Raw genomic sequence first — 17,059 nt, 5'->3', positions numbered from 1 at the left:
TCCCCCTCTCACCTTTATTGCACCAGCGAGCCGCGCAGCGAGTGCGGTTGCGCCGCATCGATATGCACGTCGGCAAACTGACCGATCAATGTCGGATTATCGCAACGGAAGTTGACGATCCGGTTGTTCTCGGTACGGCCCTGCAATTCACCAGGGGCTTTTTTCGAGTAGTCGGTGACCAGGATGCGCTGGATCGAACCGACCATTTGTCGGCTGATCTCAAAACCCTGCTGGTTAAGGCGATGTTGCAGCGCGTTCAAGCGCTCTTTTTTCAGCGCTTCCGGGGTTTCGTCCAGCAGGTCCGCCGCCGGGGTGCCGGGGCGCTGGCTGTAGACGAACGAGTAGGAGAAGTCGAAACCGACGTCTTCGATCAGCTTCATGGTCTGCTGGAAGTCTTTCTCGGTTTCGCCGGGGAAGCCGACGATAAAGTCCGAACTGATGCAGATGCCCGGCACGGCTGCACGCAATTTGCGCAGTTTGGATTTGTACTCCAGGGCGGTGTGGTTGCGTTTCATCGCCGAGAGGATGCGGTCCGAGCCCGATTGCACCGGCAAGTGCAGGTGCTTGACCAGTTCCGGCACATCGGCATGGGCCTGGATCAGGCTGTCGGAGAACTCCAGCGGGTGCGAGGTGGTGTAGCGAATGCGCTCGATGCCATCCACCGCAGCGACCACGCGGATCAACTCCGCCAGGTCAGCCAGGCGCCCGTCGTGGGTCAGGCCGCGATAGCCGTTGACGTTCTGGCCCAGCAGGGTCACTTCGCGCACGCCGTTTTCGGCCAGGTGGATGATTTCTGCGAGCACGTCGTCAAACGGCCGGCTGACCTCTTCACCACGGGTGTAGGGCACCACACAGAAGGTGCAGTACTTGCTGCAGCCTTCCATCACCGACACGTAGGCGCTCGGCCCATCGATGCGCGGTTCGGGCAGGTGGTCGAATTTTTCGATTTCCGGGAACGAGACGTCGACCTGGGGCAGCTTGGTGATGCGCGCGGCGTCGATCATTTCCGGCAGGCGGTGCAGGGTCTGTGGGCCGAAGACCACGTCGACATACGGCGCACGGTCGCGGATCGCGGCGCCTTCCTGGCTGGCCACGCAACCGCCGACGGCGATCACCATGTCCGGGTTGGCCAGTTTCAATTCGCGCCAGCGACCCAGCTGCGAGTACACACGGTCCTGGGCCCGCTCGCGGATCGAGCAGGTATTGAGCAGGATCACGTCGGCATCTTCGGCGCGGGCGGTGACTTCCAGGGCCTGGTGTTCACCCAGCAGGTCGACCATGCGCGAGCTGTCGTACTCGTTCATCTGGCAACCGTGGGTTTCGATATAAAGCTTCTTGGCCATGGGAATCGTCAACTGGTGGTAAAGAACCGCGCATTATAGGGGTCATGCCCATCGGTTCCTAGCACTGTGCATCGGGTGCCATGCTATAGTTCGCGCCCTCTTTTATATCCCCCATGTGTTCCTCACCCACCATGACCAAACGTGAAGCTCCAATCTATAAGGTGATTTTCCTCAACCAGGGCCAGGTGTTCGAAATGTACGCCAAGCAGATCTATCAAAGTGATCTGTGGGGCTTCCTGGAAGTGGAAGAGTTCGTCTTTGGCGAGCGCACACAGCTGGTCGTCGACCCGGGCGAGGAAAAACTCAAGGCCCAGTTCGAAGGCGTGGTGCGCAGTTTTGTGCCGATGCATTCGATCGTGCGCATCGACGAAGTCGAGCGCCTGGGCACGCCGAAAATCAGCGAAGCCCGGGGCATGAGCAATGTCATGCCGTTTCCGATGCCGATGCCTGAGAAGTAAAGTCTCTTGATGAATTTGTAGGACGCTTCTGAAATGCACCTGTAGTGCATGGACATTCTGCTGGAAAAGTAGCAGTTTTCGTCCATGCCGAGGGGGTGCCATGACTACATCAAGAATAAAATGCCTCGAAGTTTTCCCGTACTTCAACACTGTTAAACCACACCATTAGTTAACGCCGAGTTTCTTCTCACGCAGTCATTAACGAACTTATCTGTTCGGGAGTAGCCCCGTGCGCGATCCTCGCTATGACATTCTGTTTGAACCGGTGCAAATCGGCCCGGTTCGCACCCGCAACCGTTTTTATCAAGTTCCCCACTGTAATGGCATGGGCCATGTGCACCCCTCGGCCATGGCCCGCATGCGTGGCATAAAAGCCGAGGGCGGTTGGGGCGTGGTTTGCACTGAAGAGTGTGAAATCAGCCCGCTGAGCGAGTTCTCCCCTTACATAGAGGCGCGCTTGTGGGATGAACGCGACATTCCGGCACTCGCACTGATGTGCGAGGCGGTCCACCAGCACGGTTCACTGGCCGGCATCGAATTGGCGTTCAATGGTTACTCCGCGCCCAACCGCTACAGCCGTGAAATCCCCTGGGCGCCCTCCAATACGCCGGTGCGTGGTTATGACCCCGTCCAGGCGCGGGCCATGAGTCGTGCCGATATCCAGCAGTTACGCGCCATGCACCGCGCAGCCGCGCTGCGGGCGCGGGACGCGGGGTTTGACATCATCTATGTCTATGCCGGGCATGACCTGAGTGTGCCTTTCCATTTCCTCACACCACGTAATAACCGCCGCACCGATGAGTACGGCGGCGTGCTGGAAAACCGCGTGCGCCTGCTGCGCGAACTGATTGAGGACACCCGCGATGCGGTGGGTGATCGATGCGCCGTGGCGGTGCGCCTGGCGGTGGATGAGCAGATGGCCGGCGGTCTGTGTCGCGAGGGCGAAGGGGCTGAAGTTTTCTCGATGCTGGCGGACTTGCCGGACTTGTGGGATGTGAATGTCGCCGATTGGTCCAATGACAGCGTCACCGCGCGCTTTGCCTCGGAAGGTTATCAAGAGGCCTTCCTGCTGGGGCTCAAATCGCTGACCTGCAAGCCGGTGGTAGGCGTCGGGCGGTTCACCTCGCCGGACACCATGGCCTCCATGGTCCGCCGTGGCGTTCTCGACCTCATTGGTGCGGCCCGCCCTTCGATTGCCGATCCTTTCCTGCCAAAAAAGATTGAAGAGGGGCGCGCTGAAGAGATCCGTGAATGCATTGGCTGCAATGTGTGTGTCAGTGGCGATCACACCAGCACGCCTTTGCGCTGTACTCAGAATCCGACCATGGGCGAGGAGTGGCGGCGCGGCTGGCACCCGGAGGCGGTGAAGCGGGCGGATGAGCCAGGGCGCGCGCTGGTGGTCGGCGCCGGCCCTGCTGGGCTTGAGTGCGCGCGGATACTGGGCGCGCGAGGGATGGACGTTGCGCTTGTGGACAGCCAGCGCACGCTGGGCGGACGCGTAGCCTTGGAGGCGCGGCTTCCGGGGCTGGCGAGTTGGGCGCGGGTCATCGATTATCGACTGGATGCCTTAAGCCGCCTGGCATCGGTCGAGGTTTATCGGGAAAGTCCTTTGCAGGCCCAGGACGTCCTCGACTTTGCTGCCGAGCATGTATTTATCGCCACCGGCTCTCGCTGGCGGCGGGACGGGTTGGGGCGCGCCCTGCGGTGGGTGTTACCGGGCCTGGAGTGCCTGCCCGTGCTGACGCCGGACGATCTGATGGCGGGTGTACTACCGCCTTCACCGGTGCTGCTGTTCGACGACGATCACTATTACATGGGCAGTGTGTTGGCCGAGCACCTGGTGGCGCGGGGACTCGACGTGATATTCGTCACCCCTGCGGCGGATGTGGCGGCCTGGACCCACAACACCCTGGAGCAGCATCGCATCCAGCGCCGGCTGCTGGAGTTGAATGTCACGATCATCCCGTCCCATACACTGGTCAGTGGTATGCCGGAAGGTGTGCTGGCAGGGTGCGTCTACACCGCGCGGACCTCCTTCATTCCAGCCGCATCACTGGTGTTGGTCACCTCCCGCGAGCCCGAGCAGGCGCTGTTTCAGGCGTTGAATAACGCACCCGAACAATCACTGGCGGCCGGTATCAGTACGCTGACCTTGATCGGCGACTGTATGGCGCCGGGCACGATTGCTGCGGCGGTGTATTCCGGGCATCGAATGGCACGAGAGTTTGATGCGCCTGCTGATTCTTTGTTTCTACGACGAGAGATTCCGTTTATCGAAGTGTAGCCAGTCCTGCTGTTTGATTAATAACGAGGAATACAATAATGAAAAAAATAATCCTGATGTTATTCGCCATGTTATTTGTAAGTGCGCCACTCGTTGCCAGGGACTATGCGGTAATTCGTTTCGGTGCCGACCCCAACTATGCGCCGTTTGCCTATAAGGACAGTGCGGGAACTTTGACCGGTTTCGAAGTTGATATAGGCAATGCTCTATGCGCGCGTTTGAAGATTCGCTGCCAATGGGTCGAAAGCGACTTCGACGGACTGGTCCCGAGCCTGAACGCCGGCAAGATCGACGCAATCCTGGCTTCAATGACGGTTACTGAAGCACGGCAAAAGGTGATCGATTTTTCCTCGGAGGTGTTTTCCAGTCCCACTGCCATGGTATTCCGCCCCGGCACTGAACTGGCCAAGGGGACGGCCGTTGGCTACTTACAGGGCAGTACCCAGGAAACCTATGCCCGCCAAGTGCTTGTTAAACAGGGCATGAAGGTCGTGGCGTACGCCGATCAGGAGCAGGTGTACGCCGACCTGGTGGCGGGCCGCTTGCAGGCTTCGCTGCAAGATGCTCAGCAGGCGCAAAGCGGATTTTTGCGCTTGCCCCAAGGCGCGGGGTTTGTGCTGGGACCGTTGATTGAAAGCGAACTGATGCCCTCCCAAAGTGCCATTGGTATCGCCAAGGGCAATCACGCGTTAAAAGCCTTGCTGGACAAAGGGCTGGCCGCCCTGCACGCGGATGGCACCTATGCCCGGTTACAGGAACAGTACTTCCCGGGTGTGGACATGTTCAGCGGTCAATGATCGGCGAGGGCGCAACCATGCTACCTACCTTCACGCAGTTCGCTGCGACCCTGGAGGGCTTCGCGCCGTTGTTATTGCGCGGTGTCTGGGTCACGTTGCAACTGGCGCTGCTGTCGCTGCTGCTGGGGCTGACATTCGGCCTGCTCGGTGCGGGCGCCAAGTTGTCCGGGTGCAGGGCCTGGCGCTTCTGCGCACAGCTCTACACCACCCTGATCCGTGGGGTGCCGGACCTGCTGTTGATGTTGTTGATTTTCTACGGAGTGCAAACCGGTTTGAGTCGTCTGACGCAGGAACTGGGCTGGGCCTACATCGAAATCGACCCTTTCAGCGCAGGAGTGCTCACCCTGGGGTTTATCTACGGCGCCTATTTCACCGAAACCTTTCGCGGCGCCTTGCTGGCCGTGCCTCGCGGTCAGTTCCAGGCCGCCAAGGCCTTGGGCATGACCTTCAGCCAAGGTTTTGTGCACGTGATATTCCCGCAAATGATGCGGTTCGCCCTGCCAGGGCTGGGCAATAACTGGATGGTTTTGCTCAAGGCCACTGCGCTGGTATCGATCATCGGCCTGGCGGATTTGATCAAAGTGGCCCAGGTAGCGGGCAAGAGCAGCCAGCAGGTGTTGGCCTTTTTGCTGATGGCGGCGTTGATCTACCTGGTGCTCAGCAGCGTTTCAAACCTCGTATTGCGTTGGTTGGAGCGTCGCTACTGCGGGGGTGTGCAGGAGTCGCCGCGATGATCGAGCTGATTCAGGAATACTGGCGGCCCTTGCTCTACTCCGACGGTCAACAACTGACGGGCCTGGCCATGACCCTATGGCTGACCAGTGCCTCGCTGTGTTTCGGCCTGCTGCTTGCACTGCCACTGTCCATTGCCAGGGCGTCCTCCCGGCGCCGGTGGCGTTGGCCGGTGCAAAGCTTCACCTATCTGTTTCGCGGTACGCCGCTGTATATCCAGTTGCTCATCTTCTACACCGGGATCTACAGCATTGCCGCAGTGCGTGAGCAACCACTGCTGGATGGGTTTTTCCGCGACGCACTGAACTGCACGCTGCTGGCGTTCGCCTTGAATACCGGGGCCTACACCACGGAAATACTGGCGGGTGCCATTCGAGCGACGCCGCGTGGTGAAATCGAGGCTGCAAGGTCCCTGGGGTTCGATGGCTGGAAGCTGTATGTCCACTTGATCATGCCTTCGGCCCTGCGCCGCGCATTGCCCTACTACAGCAATGAAGTGATCTTCATGCTGCACTCCACCACGTTGGCGTTTACCGCCACCGTGCCGGACATCCTCAAAGTGACCCGGGATGCCAACGCTGCCACCTTCCTGACCTTCCAATCCTTCGGCCTCGCCGCAGCCCTTTACCTGTGCATCACCTTTGCCTTGGTCGGTCTGTTTCGCCTGGCAGAACGGCGATGGCTGCGCTTTCTTGATCCGGGCCGATAGGGGGTCGATATGCAGACTCATGTGCATGAGTTACTGGCGGCCGTGCCAGGTACGACGCGACAGATCCATAGTTTTCATTACGGTCCGGGCAATGCATCGGGGAAGGTCTATCTCCAGGCGTCGCTGCATGCCGATGAGCTGCCGGGGATGCTGGTTTTATGGCATCTCAAGCAACGGTTGGCGCAGCTGGAAGCGGCCGGGTTGTTGCGTTGGTCGGTCGTCCTCGTGCCGGTGGCCAATCCGCTGGGGTTGGAGCAAGTGCTGATGGATGTGCCCCAGGGGCGCTTCGATAACGACAGCCGGGAGAACTTCAATCGTTTCTTCCCTGATGTCAGCCAGCAGGTCGGTGATTGCGTGCAAGGTCTGTTGACTGATGATCCTGCCAGCAATCTGCAGCTGATTCGTTCGAGCCTTCGGCAAGCGCTCGCCAGCCAAGTGCCGGCGACGCAATTGCAGTCAATGCGCCTGACCCTGCAGGCGCTGGCCTGTGACGCCGATATCGTGTTGGACCTGCACTGTGATTTCGAAGCCGTGCAGCACTTGTACCTGTCGCCGGATTTCTGGCCACAGGTGGAACCCCTGGCCCGCTACTTGGGCGCCAGGGCCTGCTTTTTGACAAAAGAGGCAGGCGGGCAATCGTTCGATGAGTGCTTTACGTTGTTTTGGGAGCAGATGCAGGCGCGTTTCCCTGGGCGCTTTTCGCCACCCGGGTTCGCTGTGACGGTTGAGTTACGAGGGGTTGCCGATGTGGACCATGGGCTGGCACGTCAGGATTGCCAGGCTTTGATTCAGTACCTGATTCAGTGCGGAGCCATTGATGGCCAGACGTCATGCCCGCCGGCATTACTCAACCGGCCGACGCCGTTGGCCGGGGTAGAGCCCGTGATGAGTCCGGTGGGAGGTTTGATTGTGTTTTGCGCGCAGGTGGGCGATTACCTGGAGGCGGGGCAAACCCTGGCCGAAATCATTGATCCGATCACCGACCGCGTCACACCGGTGGTTTGTACGCGTGGGGGGCTTTTGTATGTTCGTTCAGTGCGGCGAATGGCAACTGCGGGAATGACCATTGCCCATGTCGCAGGTGCGAAGGCCTATCGACAGGGGTATCTGTTATCGCCTTGAGCATCAGGGCAGGGGTGAGAAGGGCGAGCGCCCATCGGCGCTCTGCAGCTCCAGCAGGTAGTTGCGGAAAATCTGCCCCAGGACCTGGGTGGCCACTTCCAATTCATCGCGTTGCATGTGCTCGGCGACTTCGTCGGCGGTGTCCAGCGCGTCTTCGGCGCCGTTGACCGCGGCCATTTTCAGCACGATATAGGCCTGGACGTTATTGGCCGGCACGCCTTCGCCTTTGAAGAACATGGTGCCCAACTGGAATTGCGCCTGGGCGTGGCCCTGCAGCGAGGCTTTCTCGAAGTAGCTCAAGGCTTTGTTGAGGTCACGGGCCGGGTTCTTGCTGTCGTGGTAGTACTCGCCCAACTCGTATTGCGCCTGCGCATCCCCATCGTCGGCCTGTTTCTGACACGCGCTCAGGGCTTCGGCCTGGCTGTCCGGCTGGGTATTGAGGGTGCAACGACCCATCGCTGGGATTAACAACGAGTTGCCGCCTGCCTGGGCTTGTGCCAGCAGCGGCTGAAGGAGCAACAGGCAGCCCAGTACCAGGGTGCGGCCGGTGCGTTTCATGGGAATCGACTTACCTCTGACGGGGCGCGCGGATCCTCTCGGGATCCAATAAGCGCGCATTATGAAATAAGCAGGCCTCTGCTTACAAAGTCTTTACTCGTTTTTCTGCTGCTTGGGCAAGTTATCTGCCGGATTGCAGGTAAATTCTCGGAAAAATAAGGAAATCCCTGTAGGCAAAGTAGCAAATCTGACGCCGCCCACAGCGACGTCAGGTTTTTGCTCCGGCTTATTTCAGGGCGGCGAAGGCGCGCTCGGCGGCATCCAGGGTCAGTTTCAGCTCGGCATCGCCATGGGCGATCGAGGTGAAGCCGGCTTCGAAGGCACTCGGCGCCAGGTACACGCCGCCCTCCAGCATCAGGTGGAAGAAGCGCTTGAACAGGTCGGCATCGCTGCCCATCACATCATCAAAGGTGACGATGTCATCGGCACCGCTGAAGTACAGGCCAAACATGCCGCCTGCTTGCGTGGTCACGAACGGGATACCGGCGGCGTCGGCGCGCTGTTGCAGGCCGTCCAGCAGGCGGGTGGTGTAGTCGGTCAGCTCGGCGTGGAAGCCCGGGCGGCTGATCAGGCGCAGGGTGGTCAGGCCGGCCGCCATGGCCAGCGGGTTACCCGAGAGTGTGCCGGCCTGGTACACCGGGCCCAGCGGCGCGATGTGCTGCATGATTTCGCGCTTGCCGCCGAAGCAGCCCACGGGCATGCCGCCACCGATGATCTTGCCGAACGTGCTCAGGTCCGGCGTGACGCCGTAGTGCGCCTGGGCACCGCCGAGGGCAACGCGGAAGCCGGTCATCACTTCGTCGAAAATCAGCACCACGCCGTGCTTGTCGCACTGTTCGCGCAGGCCTTCCAGAAATCCTGGGGCGGGCGGCACGCAGTTCATGTTGCCGGCCACCGGCTCGACGATGATGCACGCCACGTCCTGGCCGACTTCGCTGAGCATCTGCTCGACGGCACCGATGTCGTTGAACGGCAGGGTCAGGGTGTGTTTGGCGAACGCTGCCGGTACGCCGGCCGAGCTGGGTACGCCTTGGGTCAGCGCGCCGGAACCGGCTTTGACCAGCAGGCTGTCGGAATGGCCGTGGTAGCAGCCTTCGAACTTGATGATGCTGTCGCGGCCGGTGAAACCACGGGCCAGGCGAATCGCACTCATGGTGGCTTCGGTGCCGGAGCTGACCATGCGCACCATCTCCATCGACGGCACGATGCTGCAGACCAGATCGGCCATCTCGGTTTCCATGGCGGTCGGCGCGCCGTAGGACAGGCCGTGCTCCAGTTGCCTGCGCACGGCGTCCAGCACGTCGGGGTGGCTGTGGCCGAGGATCATCGGGCCCCAGGAGCCGACGTAATCCACGTAGCGCTTGTCATCTTCGTCGGTGACGTAGGCGCCTTCGGCATGCTTGAAGAACAACGGCGTGCCGCCCACGCTTTTGAACGCACGCACGGGGGAGTTCACACCGCCGGGGATGTGTTTCTGGGCATTGGCAAACAGGGTTTCGGAACGAGACATGGTGAGGGCTCTCTGAATTCAGGATTTGATGAGTTCGTTGAAGGCGCGGGCGCGGCGCGTGACTTCCTGGGTACTGTCGGCACCGAACAGGCCGTGGACCACGGCCAGCAGGTCGGCACCCTGGGCCACCAGCGGTGCGGCGTTTTCCAGGGTGATGCCGCCGATCACGCAGATCGGCACATGCAGGCGCTTGCGGGCCTCGGCGAGCATTTCAACGGTGGCGGCCGGAGCACCCGGCTTGGTGTTGGAATTGAAGAAGCGGCCGAAGGCGACATAACTGGCGCCTTCCTTCGCCGCCTGTTCGGCCAGTTCGATCTGGCCGTGGCAGGTGGCGCCGATGATCGCCTTGGAGCCTAGCAGCGCACGGGCCGGCGTCAGTGGGCCGTCGGTCTGGCCCAGGTGCACGCCGACGCCCAGGCGGGCGGCCAGGTCGAAGTCATCATTGATAATAAGCTGGGTCTTGTAGCGCGAGCACAGCTCCCGCAGTTTTTCCGCTTCGCGCAGGCGCCGGGCTTCGTCGCTGCTTTTGTCGCGGTACTGCAGCAGGGTCACGCCACCGTCCAATGCCGCTTCGACGTAGGCGAGGAACTTGCCGGCCAACAGTTGGCTGTCGGTAATGGCGTAAAGGCCACGTAGTTTCATCGGGCAGGCCTCTTGCTGTTAAGAGCAGATAGTTACGAGCAGAAATCCAGCGGCAGCCGGCGCGGTACGAACTGGCCCTGGCCGAGTTGTTCGGCATCACGCAGGGTGCGCCAAGTGTAGTTAAGTGCCGACTGCACCGCACTCACCAGCCCTTCGCCCTGGGCGATCCGTCCGGCCAGGGCGCTGGCCAGGGTGCAGCCCGAACCGTGATAGCTGCCGGGCAGGCGCTGGCAGGTAAAGGTCTGGCGCGTGCCATCGCGGCTGTAGAGACGGTTGTGCACTTCATGCTCATCGCCATGGCCGCCGGTGATCAACAGGTGCTTGATGAACGGCAACAGCTTCGCGGCGCATTCGTCGGCGGTGCCCTCGGGCAGTTCGGCGAGGATGCGGGCTTCAGGCAGGTTCGGCGTGGCGATCAGCGACAACGGCAGCAGCCGCTCGCGCATGGCGTAGCCGACTTCGTCCTTGCCCAGGCTGCCACCGCCGCCGGCGCGCAGCACCGGGTCGCACACCACCGGCAGGTGCGGGTGCGCCTGCAGCAGTTCGACCACGGTGTCGACCATCGCGGTGGAGCCGAGCATGCCCAGCTTGACCGCCGCCACGTCGGAGTCACCGAGGACGGCATTGGCCTGGGCCAGTACCCACTCACGGTCCAGTACGCGGAAATCGCTGACATTGACGGTGTTCTGCACGGTCAGGGCAGTGACGGCCGGGGCCGCATGGCAGCCTTGGGCGAGGAGGGCTTCGATATCTGCCTGCAAGCCGGCGCCACCACTGGGATCATGGCCGGAGAGACAGAGGACAACGGGGCGAGAGCTGTAGATATTCATGGTGCGCGAGCTTACCACCAAACGCTTTTGGCGGGGCCTTCGGGCGATGGTTGAATGTTGTCGCGCAAACGCCGCTTTTTTGGCGTGTGCTCGGCTGCGAAAACGCTCTGAAAGCCTTGTTCTAGAGCCTTTCAAAAAATTATTTCAATGGTGTCCAATGGCCTTTAGCGGCTATGCTAAAGTGGATTCAAACAACTTAACTGTACCGCCGGTGTACGTCTTCTCAAAAGGAATGGGGGGCTTTTGACATAACCGGACAGGCCACGCTGGGGCTCTATGCGCTATTTGCTGATCTTATTGTTGTGCGGGCTGCCGATGCTCGCCAGCGCCATCGAGTTCAACCAGGACACCCGAAGCCTGCCGCTGGGCCGAGCCATGCAAGTGCTCGAAGACCCCACCGATGCCCTCACCATCGCCGAAGTAAGTTCTCCCGCCTACGCTGCTCAATTCAAGCACCATGACAAAGCCACCCTCAACGCCGGCTATTCGCGCTCGGTGTTCTGGCTCAAGGTCGACCTGCATTACATGGCCAGGGACCCCCGTGCCCCCCGCACCTGGTTCCTGGAGTTGGCTTACCCGCCGCTGAATCATCTGGACCTGTACCAGAACGATGGCACCGGCAACTATCGGCTGGCCGGCCGTACCGGCAGTGCGCTGCCTTTTTCCAGCCGTGAGGTCAGCCAGAGCAACTACCTGTTCAAGCTCAATTTCGTGCCCGACCAGCAGCAAACGCTCTACCTGCGCCTGCAAAGCGAGGGCTCGATCCAGGCGCCGTTGACGCTCTGGGCCGGCACCGCTTACCTGGAGCAACAACCGCTGCGCCTGTCGGTGCTGGGGGTGATCTATGGCGTATTGCTGGGGATGCTGGTCTACAACCTGTTCATCTACCTGAGCGTGCGCGACACCAGCTACCTGTACTACATCCTCTACATCGCCTCGTTTGGCCTGTACCAACTGTCGGTCAATGGCGTGGCGGTGCAGTACTTCTGGCCGAACAACCCGTGGTGGGCGAATGCGGCGGTGCCGTTGCTGATCGGTTCGGCGGCGATGTTCGGCAGCCTGTTCGCCCGCAGCTTCCTGCATACCGCGCAGCACAGCCGCTGGCTCAACCGGCTCTTGCTGGCACTGGCGGTGTGCGGCGGCGCAGTGATGGCGCTGGCGCTGCTGACCAGCTACGCCCTGGCCTTGCGCCTGGCGACCGGCCTGGCGCTGGTATTCACCGTGACCATCTTCGTCGCCGCCATCAAGGCCTGGTACTGCGGCCAGCGGGTGGCGCGGTATTTCATCATCGCCTGGTCGGCGTTCCTGCTGGGTGGCGTGGTGAACACGCTGATGGTGCTGGGCTACTTGCCCAATGTGTTCCTCACCATGTACGCCAGCCAGATCGGCTCGGCAATTGAAGTGGCGCTGTTATCCCTGGCCCTCGCCGACCGTATCAATGCCATGCGTGAGCAGCAGGCACAGATCCTGTTCGATGCCAGCCAGAAGCTCGAAGTGCTCAACCAGCAACTGGCCCGCAGCAACCGTCTCAAGGATGAATTCCTCGCGACGCTGACCCACGAACTGCGCACGCCCATGAACGGTGTGATCGGCTCCCTTGAGCTGATGCAAACGGTGCCGCTGGACGACGACCTGGCGCAGTACCAGCAAACGGCCGCCGGTTCGGCACGGGACATGATGCGCATGGTCAACGGCATCCTCACCCTCACCGAATTGCAGGCCGGGCGCCTGAGTGCCCAGCCTCGGGTGTTCAGCCTGCGCGGCGTGCTCGACACCTTGCGCCAGCAATTCAACACCAGCGCCCAAGGCAAAGGCCTGGCATTTTCCATCGATGTGGCCGATGAGCTGCCGGACCGTGTGGTGGGTGACGCCGACAAACTGCTCCAGTGCCTGGATTGCCTGTTGGACAATGCGTTCAAGTTCACCCGCGAAGGCTCCGTGCGCCTGCGGGTGGTGGGTGTGCCTCACAGTGATGGCGACGTGCGCCTGAGCTTCATTGTGACCGACACCGGTATTGGCTTCGCCTTCCTTGACGAGGCGACCTTGTACCAGCGCTTTTTCCAACTCGATGGCTCCATGACCCGCGAATACGGCGGCCTGGGCATCGGCCTGGCCATCTGCCGGCAATTGATCGAGCTGTTGGGCGGGCGCCTTACCCATCATTCCGAGCCGCACAAGGGCAGCCGCTTCCAGCTGGACGTGAACGTCAGCCCGGTGCCGATCGAGGCAAAACCGGCGCCCGGCCGGCAACGCGCGCCCCAGGATTGCGCGGTATTGCTGGTGGATGACAACAGCGTCGGCCAGTTGGCGGTGCGCGGCATGTTGCTCAAGCTGGGTTACCGGGTGAAAACCGTGGACAGTGGCCCGGCGGCGTTGGCGGCCTTGCAGGGGCAAAGCTTCGACGCGGTCTTGCTGGATGTGCCCGAAGGCGGCTTCTCGTTGTGTTGTCAGATTCGTGCACTGCCGGGCTGCGGTGAATTGCCGGTGATCGCCTTGAGTACGTCGCTGCACACGTCCGAGCGCGAGCGCAGCCATGGCATCGGCATCACCGATCGCCTGGCCAAGCCGGTGCGCTTCGAGGCGCTGCAGGCGGTACTGGAGCGCCACCTGTTGAGCGCGCTCGAGGGCGAAAGCGCCGGGCATTCGGCGGGTATGCCACTTTTTTAACCTGGATGACGGTGCTTAACTGAAAAAACCGGCCTCAATCGATCTGCGCCTTTATGGGTAGGTGCGCATTCGACAGGGCCTTTTTCCAGGAGGCCTGTCATGAACCTGCATCAGTTCGCCGAAACCCACGACGTCACCAACCAGCCGCCCTGCCTGGACGGCACCAATCTGTACCGCATCGACGTGCCCCTGCAAGACTGGTCACGGCGCTTTGGCGCCGGCTGGGCGCAGGCGCGCATCGATGCGTACGGGGCGTTGGCCGGCGGGCCGCTGATGGCGGCCGGGTTCCTGGCCAACCAGAACAAACCGGTGTTCAGCAGCCATGACCGGTATGGGCATCGCATCGACCTGGTGGAGTTTCACCCGGCCTACCACGAGCTGATGGGCACCGCGGTCGAGCATGGCCTGCCGTCGCTGCCGTGGGCCCATCCACAGTCCGGTGCCCATGTGGCGCGTGCGGCCATGACCTACCTGCACAGCCAGGCTGAGGCCGGCACCGGCTGCCCACTGACCATGACCTTCGCTTGCGTCCCGGCCCTGCGCTTGCAACCGGACCTGGCGCAGACCTGGCTGCCGAAAATCCTCAGCACCCACTATGACCCGCGCAATGTCGGCATTGCCCACAAGGCCGGTGCAACCATCGGCATGGCCATGACCGAGAAACAGGGTGGCACCGACGTGCGGGCCAACACCACCCGCGCCTATCCGGTGGGCGCCGGCGGGCCCGGGCAAGCCTATGAACTGGTCGGTCACAAGTGGTTCTGCTCCGCGCCGATGTGCGATGCCTTCCTGACCCTGGCCCAGACCGACAAAGGCCTGACCTGTTTCCTGCTGCCCCGGCACCGCCCGGATGACACCCGCAACGAGTTCTATATCCAGCGCCTGAAAAACAAATTGGGCAACTGCTCCAATGCGTCCAGTGAAGTGGAGTTTCGTGGGGCCCTGGCCTGGATGATCGGTGAAGAGGGGCGTGGCGTGCCGACCATCATCGAGATGGTCGCAATGACCCGCTTCGATTGCATGGTGGGTTCCAGTGCCTTGATGCGCCAGGCGCTGACCCAGGCTAGCCATCACTGTGCTCATCGCCGGGTCGGTGGCCGTGTGCTCAGCGAGCAGCCGCTGATGCAAAACGTGCTGGCCGACCTCGCCCTGGAAAGCGAAGCCTCGCTGGCCTTGAGCATGCGCATGGGCTGCGCCCTGGACAATCTGGGCGATGAGCGGGAAGCCAAGTTCGCTCGGCTGGTGACGGCGGTGGGCAAGTATTGGATCTGCAAGCGCGCCCCGGCGATGATCAACGAAGCCGCCGAATGCATGGGCGGCGCGGGCTACGTGGAAGACAGCATCCTGCCGCGCCTGTACCGTGAGGCGCCGGTGAATTCGACGTGGGAAGGTTCCGGCAATGTGCAATGCCTGGACGTGCTGCGCGCACTCTCCAAGGAGCCCGGCGTGCTGGAAGCGCTGTTTGTCGAACTTGGTGACGGGCATGGCGATAAGCAATTGGCGCGGCATATCGAACACCTGAAGTCGGCGTTCATGGACACCCAGGACATTCAGTACCGCGCGCGGCAGTTGACCGAGGATATTGCGGTGGCATTGCAGGCCAAGCTGTTGCTTGAGGCGGGTAACGCCGCAGTCAGCGATGGTTTTATCGCCAGCCGTTTGGGCCAGTCGTCTGGCCGCGTCTACGGCACCTTGCCGCGTGGCGTCGATGTCGGGGCCATCGTCGCGCGCTCAAGTCCCAATGTCTCTGAATAAACACGGTCCACATGTGGGAGGGGGCTTGCAGCCATCTTGAGAGGCACTCCAATTCAAGGTTTGCGTCTGACAGGGATACAGGCAAGATAAAGGCCTGCAAGTCAGAACACAGGATGCTTACCGTGACCGAAGCTTTTGTTGTCGTTCAAACCGCCGAAGAGGCCGTGGATCGGCTGGCGGCCCTGCATGAGCGGGCTACCGGCGCGCTCAATCAAGCCCTCAAGCAATACCTCAAGGACCGCGTCGAACCCGACGCCGAACAACGCGCGCTGTTTCGCTACCCGGAACTGCGCCTGACTTACCACTGCCACGGCGAAGTCCCACAGACTACCCGGGCGTATGCCAAGGTCCAGTTACCCGGGACCTACAGCGTAACCGTCACGCATCCGGCGGCGTTCCGTAAGTATTTGCTGGAACAACTGGTGCCGCTGATGCACGACTTCACCGTGACCGTGGAAGTGGGCGTCAGCCAGCAGAACATTCCTTATCCGTACGTGGTGGAGCAGGGCGACGAACTGGCCGGCTCCGGTGTGACCGCCGCGACCTTGGCGCGCGTGTTCCCCAGCACCGACCTGTCGGCCGCCACCGACGGCATCGCCGATGGCCTCTACGACTGGGAAAACACCGACCCGCTGCCCCTGGCGCTGTTCGATGCGGCCCGCGTGGACTTTTCCCTGCGTCGGCTGGTGCATTACACCGGCAGCGACTGGCGCCATGTGCAGCCGTGGATCCTGCTGACCAACTACCACCGCTATGTCGACCAGTTCATCCTGCATGGCCTGGAACAACTGCGCAGCGACCCGCGTTTTATCCGCATGGTGCTGCCGGGCAACGTCATCATCGATAAGAGCATGGACCACGGCGAAGCCTCGGCGATTGCCGCCGGCGTAGTGTGGCACCGCTACCAGATGCCGGCCTATCACCTGCAGGCCAGCGATGGCCACGGCGTGACTCTGGTGAACATCGGTGTCGGCCCGTCCAACGCCAAGAACATCACCGACCACCTGGCGGTGCTGCGTCCGCATTGCTGGCTGATGATTGGCCACTGTGGCGGCCTGCGCCAATCCCAGACCATCGGCGACTACGTACTGGCCCACGCCTATATGCGCCGCGATGGGATTCTCGACCGGGTGGTACCGCCGAACATCCCGATCCCCGCCCTGGCCGAAGTGCAGATGGCCTTGCAGCAGGCGGCGGCGAATGTCACCGGTGAGAAAGGCGAAGAACTGAAAAAACGCCTGCGTACCGGCACCGTGCTGACCTACGACGACCGCAACTGGGAACTGCGCTGGGCCCAGGAGCGGCCGTTGATCAACCTGTCCCGCGCCGTGGCGGTGGACATGGAAAGCGGCACCATCGCCGCCCAGGGCTACCGCTTGCGCGTACCCTACGGCACCTTGCTGTGTGTGTCGGACAAGCCGCTGCACAGCGAGATCAAGCTGCCGGGTTCGGCCAACGCGTTCTACGAACGTGCGGTCAGCCAGCACTTGAAGATCGGCATCGAGGCGGTGGACCTGTTGCGCACCGAACTCAACTCGTTGCACTCGCGCAAACTGCGCAGCTTCGACGAGCCGCCGTTCCGCTAAGCGGTTGGGATGGTCATTTAGCGGTCAGGCCACTAGCATTGTCGGTCCTGACCGTTAGATGTTCCT

At 61.7% G+C, this 17,059-nt stretch carries 14 protein-coding genes; 9 read left to right on the top strand and 5 right to left on the bottom strand.

Going from position 1 to position 17,059, the window contains the following annotated elements; genetic code table 11:
- Positions 1-14: 14 nt before the first annotated feature.
- Complete coding sequence (miaB, locus tag FX984_RS15540) at positions 15-1,343, bottom strand: tRNA (N6-isopentenyl adenosine(37)-C2)-methylthiotransferase MiaB (protein ID WP_146477758.1); 1,329 nt, start codon at positions 1,341-1,343, stop codon at positions 15-17.
- A gap of 131 nt (positions 1,344-1,474) precedes the next feature.
- Between miaB and FX984_RS15535 the strand changes: the two genes are divergently transcribed.
- The 6 genes from FX984_RS15535 to FX984_RS15510 all read left to right on the top strand — a co-directional run bounded on the left by FX984_RS15535 (position 1,475) and on the right by FX984_RS15510 (position 7,445).
- Positions 1,475-1,801, top strand: coding sequence for a DUF1820 family protein (locus FX984_RS15535; protein WP_003215457.1), 327 nt, complete (start codon positions 1,475-1,477; stop codon positions 1,799-1,801).
- Positions 1,802-2,030: 229 nt separating this feature from the next.
- The gene (locus FX984_RS15530) at positions 2,031-4,085 is read left to right on the top strand and encodes an oxidoreductase (RefSeq protein WP_027605253.1); all 2,055 of its coding nucleotides are present in this window, start codon (positions 2,031-2,033) and stop codon (positions 4,083-4,085) included.
- A gap of 38 nt (positions 4,086-4,123) precedes the next feature.
- On the top strand, positions 4,124-4,882 hold the full coding sequence (locus FX984_RS15525) for a transporter substrate-binding domain-containing protein (RefSeq protein WP_115487522.1): 759 nt from the start codon (positions 4,124-4,126) through the stop codon (positions 4,880-4,882).
- 17 nt (positions 4,883-4,899) lie between these two features.
- Positions 4,900-5,616 carry an ABC transporter permease gene (locus FX984_RS15520; protein ID WP_027605255.1) on the top strand — a complete coding sequence of 239 codons (717 nt, stop codon included), beginning with the start codon at positions 4,900-4,902 and terminating at the stop codon, positions 5,614-5,616.
- Positions 5,613-6,323, top strand: a complete 711-nt coding sequence (locus tag FX984_RS15515; RefSeq protein WP_027605256.1) for an ABC transporter permease — start codon at positions 5,613-5,615, stop codon at positions 6,321-6,323. The genes FX984_RS15520 and FX984_RS15515 overlap by 4 nt, the downstream gene beginning before the upstream one ends.
- A 9-nt stretch (positions 6,324-6,332) precedes the next feature.
- Complete coding sequence (locus tag FX984_RS15510) at positions 6,333-7,445, top strand: succinylglutamate desuccinylase/aspartoacylase family protein (RefSeq protein ID WP_027605257.1); 1,113 nt, start codon at positions 6,333-6,335, stop codon at positions 7,443-7,445.
- A gap of 3 nt (positions 7,446-7,448) precedes the next feature.
- Here FX984_RS15510 and FX984_RS15505 read toward each other — a convergent pair whose 3' ends face one another.
- From FX984_RS15505 to FX984_RS15490, 4 genes are all read right to left on the bottom strand, one after another.
- Positions 7,449-8,003 (bottom strand): tetratricopeptide repeat protein, encoded by a 555-nt coding sequence (locus tag FX984_RS15505; protein ID WP_027605258.1) that lies wholly within the window; start codon positions 8,001-8,003, stop codon positions 7,449-7,451.
- A gap of 226 nt (positions 8,004-8,229) precedes the next feature.
- Positions 8,230-9,513, bottom strand: a complete 1,284-nt coding sequence (hemL, locus tag FX984_RS15500) for a glutamate-1-semialdehyde 2,1-aminomutase (RefSeq protein WP_108574253.1) — start codon at positions 9,511-9,513, stop codon at positions 8,230-8,232.
- Positions 9,514-9,531: 18 nt separating this feature from the next.
- Positions 9,532-10,155, bottom strand: a complete 624-nt coding sequence (thiE, locus tag FX984_RS15495; RefSeq protein WP_065938355.1) for a thiamine phosphate synthase — start codon at positions 10,153-10,155, stop codon at positions 9,532-9,534.
- Positions 10,156-10,187: 32 nt separating this feature from the next.
- Positions 10,188-10,985, bottom strand: a complete 798-nt coding sequence (locus tag FX984_RS15490) for a hydroxymethylpyrimidine/phosphomethylpyrimidine kinase (protein WP_108574255.1) — start codon at positions 10,983-10,985, stop codon at positions 10,188-10,190.
- A gap of 276 nt (positions 10,986-11,261) precedes the next feature.
- Between FX984_RS15490 and FX984_RS15485 the strand changes: the two genes are divergently transcribed.
- The 3 genes from FX984_RS15485 to amn all read left to right on the top strand — a co-directional run bounded on the left by FX984_RS15485 (position 11,262) and on the right by amn (position 16,993).
- On the top strand, positions 11,262-13,652 hold the full coding sequence (locus tag FX984_RS15485; RefSeq protein ID WP_146477760.1) for a hybrid sensor histidine kinase/response regulator: 2,391 nt from the start codon (positions 11,262-11,264) through the stop codon (positions 13,650-13,652).
- Between the two features lie 99 nt (positions 13,653-13,751).
- Positions 13,752-15,407, top strand: a complete 1,656-nt coding sequence (locus tag FX984_RS15480; protein WP_146477762.1) for an acyl-CoA dehydrogenase family protein — start codon at positions 13,752-13,754, stop codon at positions 15,405-15,407.
- Between the two features lie 113 nt (positions 15,408-15,520).
- Positions 15,521-16,993 carry an AMP nucleosidase gene (gene amn, locus FX984_RS15475; protein ID WP_024077553.1) on the top strand — a complete coding sequence of 491 codons (1,473 nt, stop codon included), beginning with the start codon at positions 15,521-15,523 and terminating at the stop codon, positions 16,991-16,993.
- Positions 16,994-17,059: the final 66 nt, after the last annotated feature.

It is taken from the genome of Pseudomonas marginalis (genome assembly GCF_008692035.1).
Taxonomy (GTDB): Bacteria; Pseudomonadota; Gammaproteobacteria; order Pseudomonadales; family Pseudomonadaceae; genus Aquipseudomonas; species Aquipseudomonas marginalis.
Note: the sequence above shows the minus strand (reverse complement) of the source record. Positions and strands in the feature narration are given on the sequence as shown.

Bases quoted from the DNA above. Each gene is read 5' to 3' on its own strand.
- amn (WP_024077553.1), top strand. From the start codon at position 15,521: ATGCTTACCGTGACCGAAGCTTTTGTTGTCGTTCAAACCGCCGAAGAG.
- FX984_RS15505 (WP_027605258.1), bottom strand. From the start codon at position 8,003: ATGAAACGCACCGGCCGCACCCTGGTACTGGGCTGCCTGTTGCTCCTT.
- hemL (WP_108574253.1), bottom strand. From the start codon at position 9,513: ATGTCTCGTTCCGAAACCCTGTTTGCCAATGCCCAGAAACACATCCCC.
- FX984_RS15480 (WP_146477762.1), top strand. From the start codon at position 13,752: ATGAACCTGCATCAGTTCGCCGAAACCCACGACGTCACCAACCAGCCG.
- FX984_RS15535 (WP_003215457.1), top strand. From the start codon at position 1,475: ATGACCAAACGTGAAGCTCCAATCTATAAGGTGATTTTCCTCAACCAG.
- FX984_RS15525 (WP_115487522.1), top strand. From the start codon at position 4,124: ATGAAAAAAATAATCCTGATGTTATTCGCCATGTTATTTGTAAGTGCG.
- miaB (WP_146477758.1), bottom strand. From the start codon at position 1,343: ATGGCCAAGAAGCTTTATATCGAAACCCACGGTTGCCAGATGAACGAG.
- thiE (WP_065938355.1), bottom strand. From the start codon at position 10,155: ATGAAACTACGTGGCCTTTACGCCATTACCGACAGCCAACTGTTGGCC.
- FX984_RS15520 (WP_027605255.1), top strand. From the start codon at position 4,900: ATGCTACCTACCTTCACGCAGTTCGCTGCGACCCTGGAGGGCTTCGCG.
- FX984_RS15515 (WP_027605256.1), top strand. From the start codon at position 5,613: ATGATCGAGCTGATTCAGGAATACTGGCGGCCCTTGCTCTACTCCGAC.
- FX984_RS15485 (WP_146477760.1), top strand. From the start codon at position 11,262: ATGCGCTATTTGCTGATCTTATTGTTGTGCGGGCTGCCGATGCTCGCC.
- FX984_RS15510 (WP_027605257.1), top strand. From the start codon at position 6,333: ATGCAGACTCATGTGCATGAGTTACTGGCGGCCGTGCCAGGTACGACG.
- FX984_RS15490 (WP_108574255.1), bottom strand. From the start codon at position 10,985: ATGAATATCTACAGCTCTCGCCCCGTTGTCCTCTGTCTCTCCGGCCAT.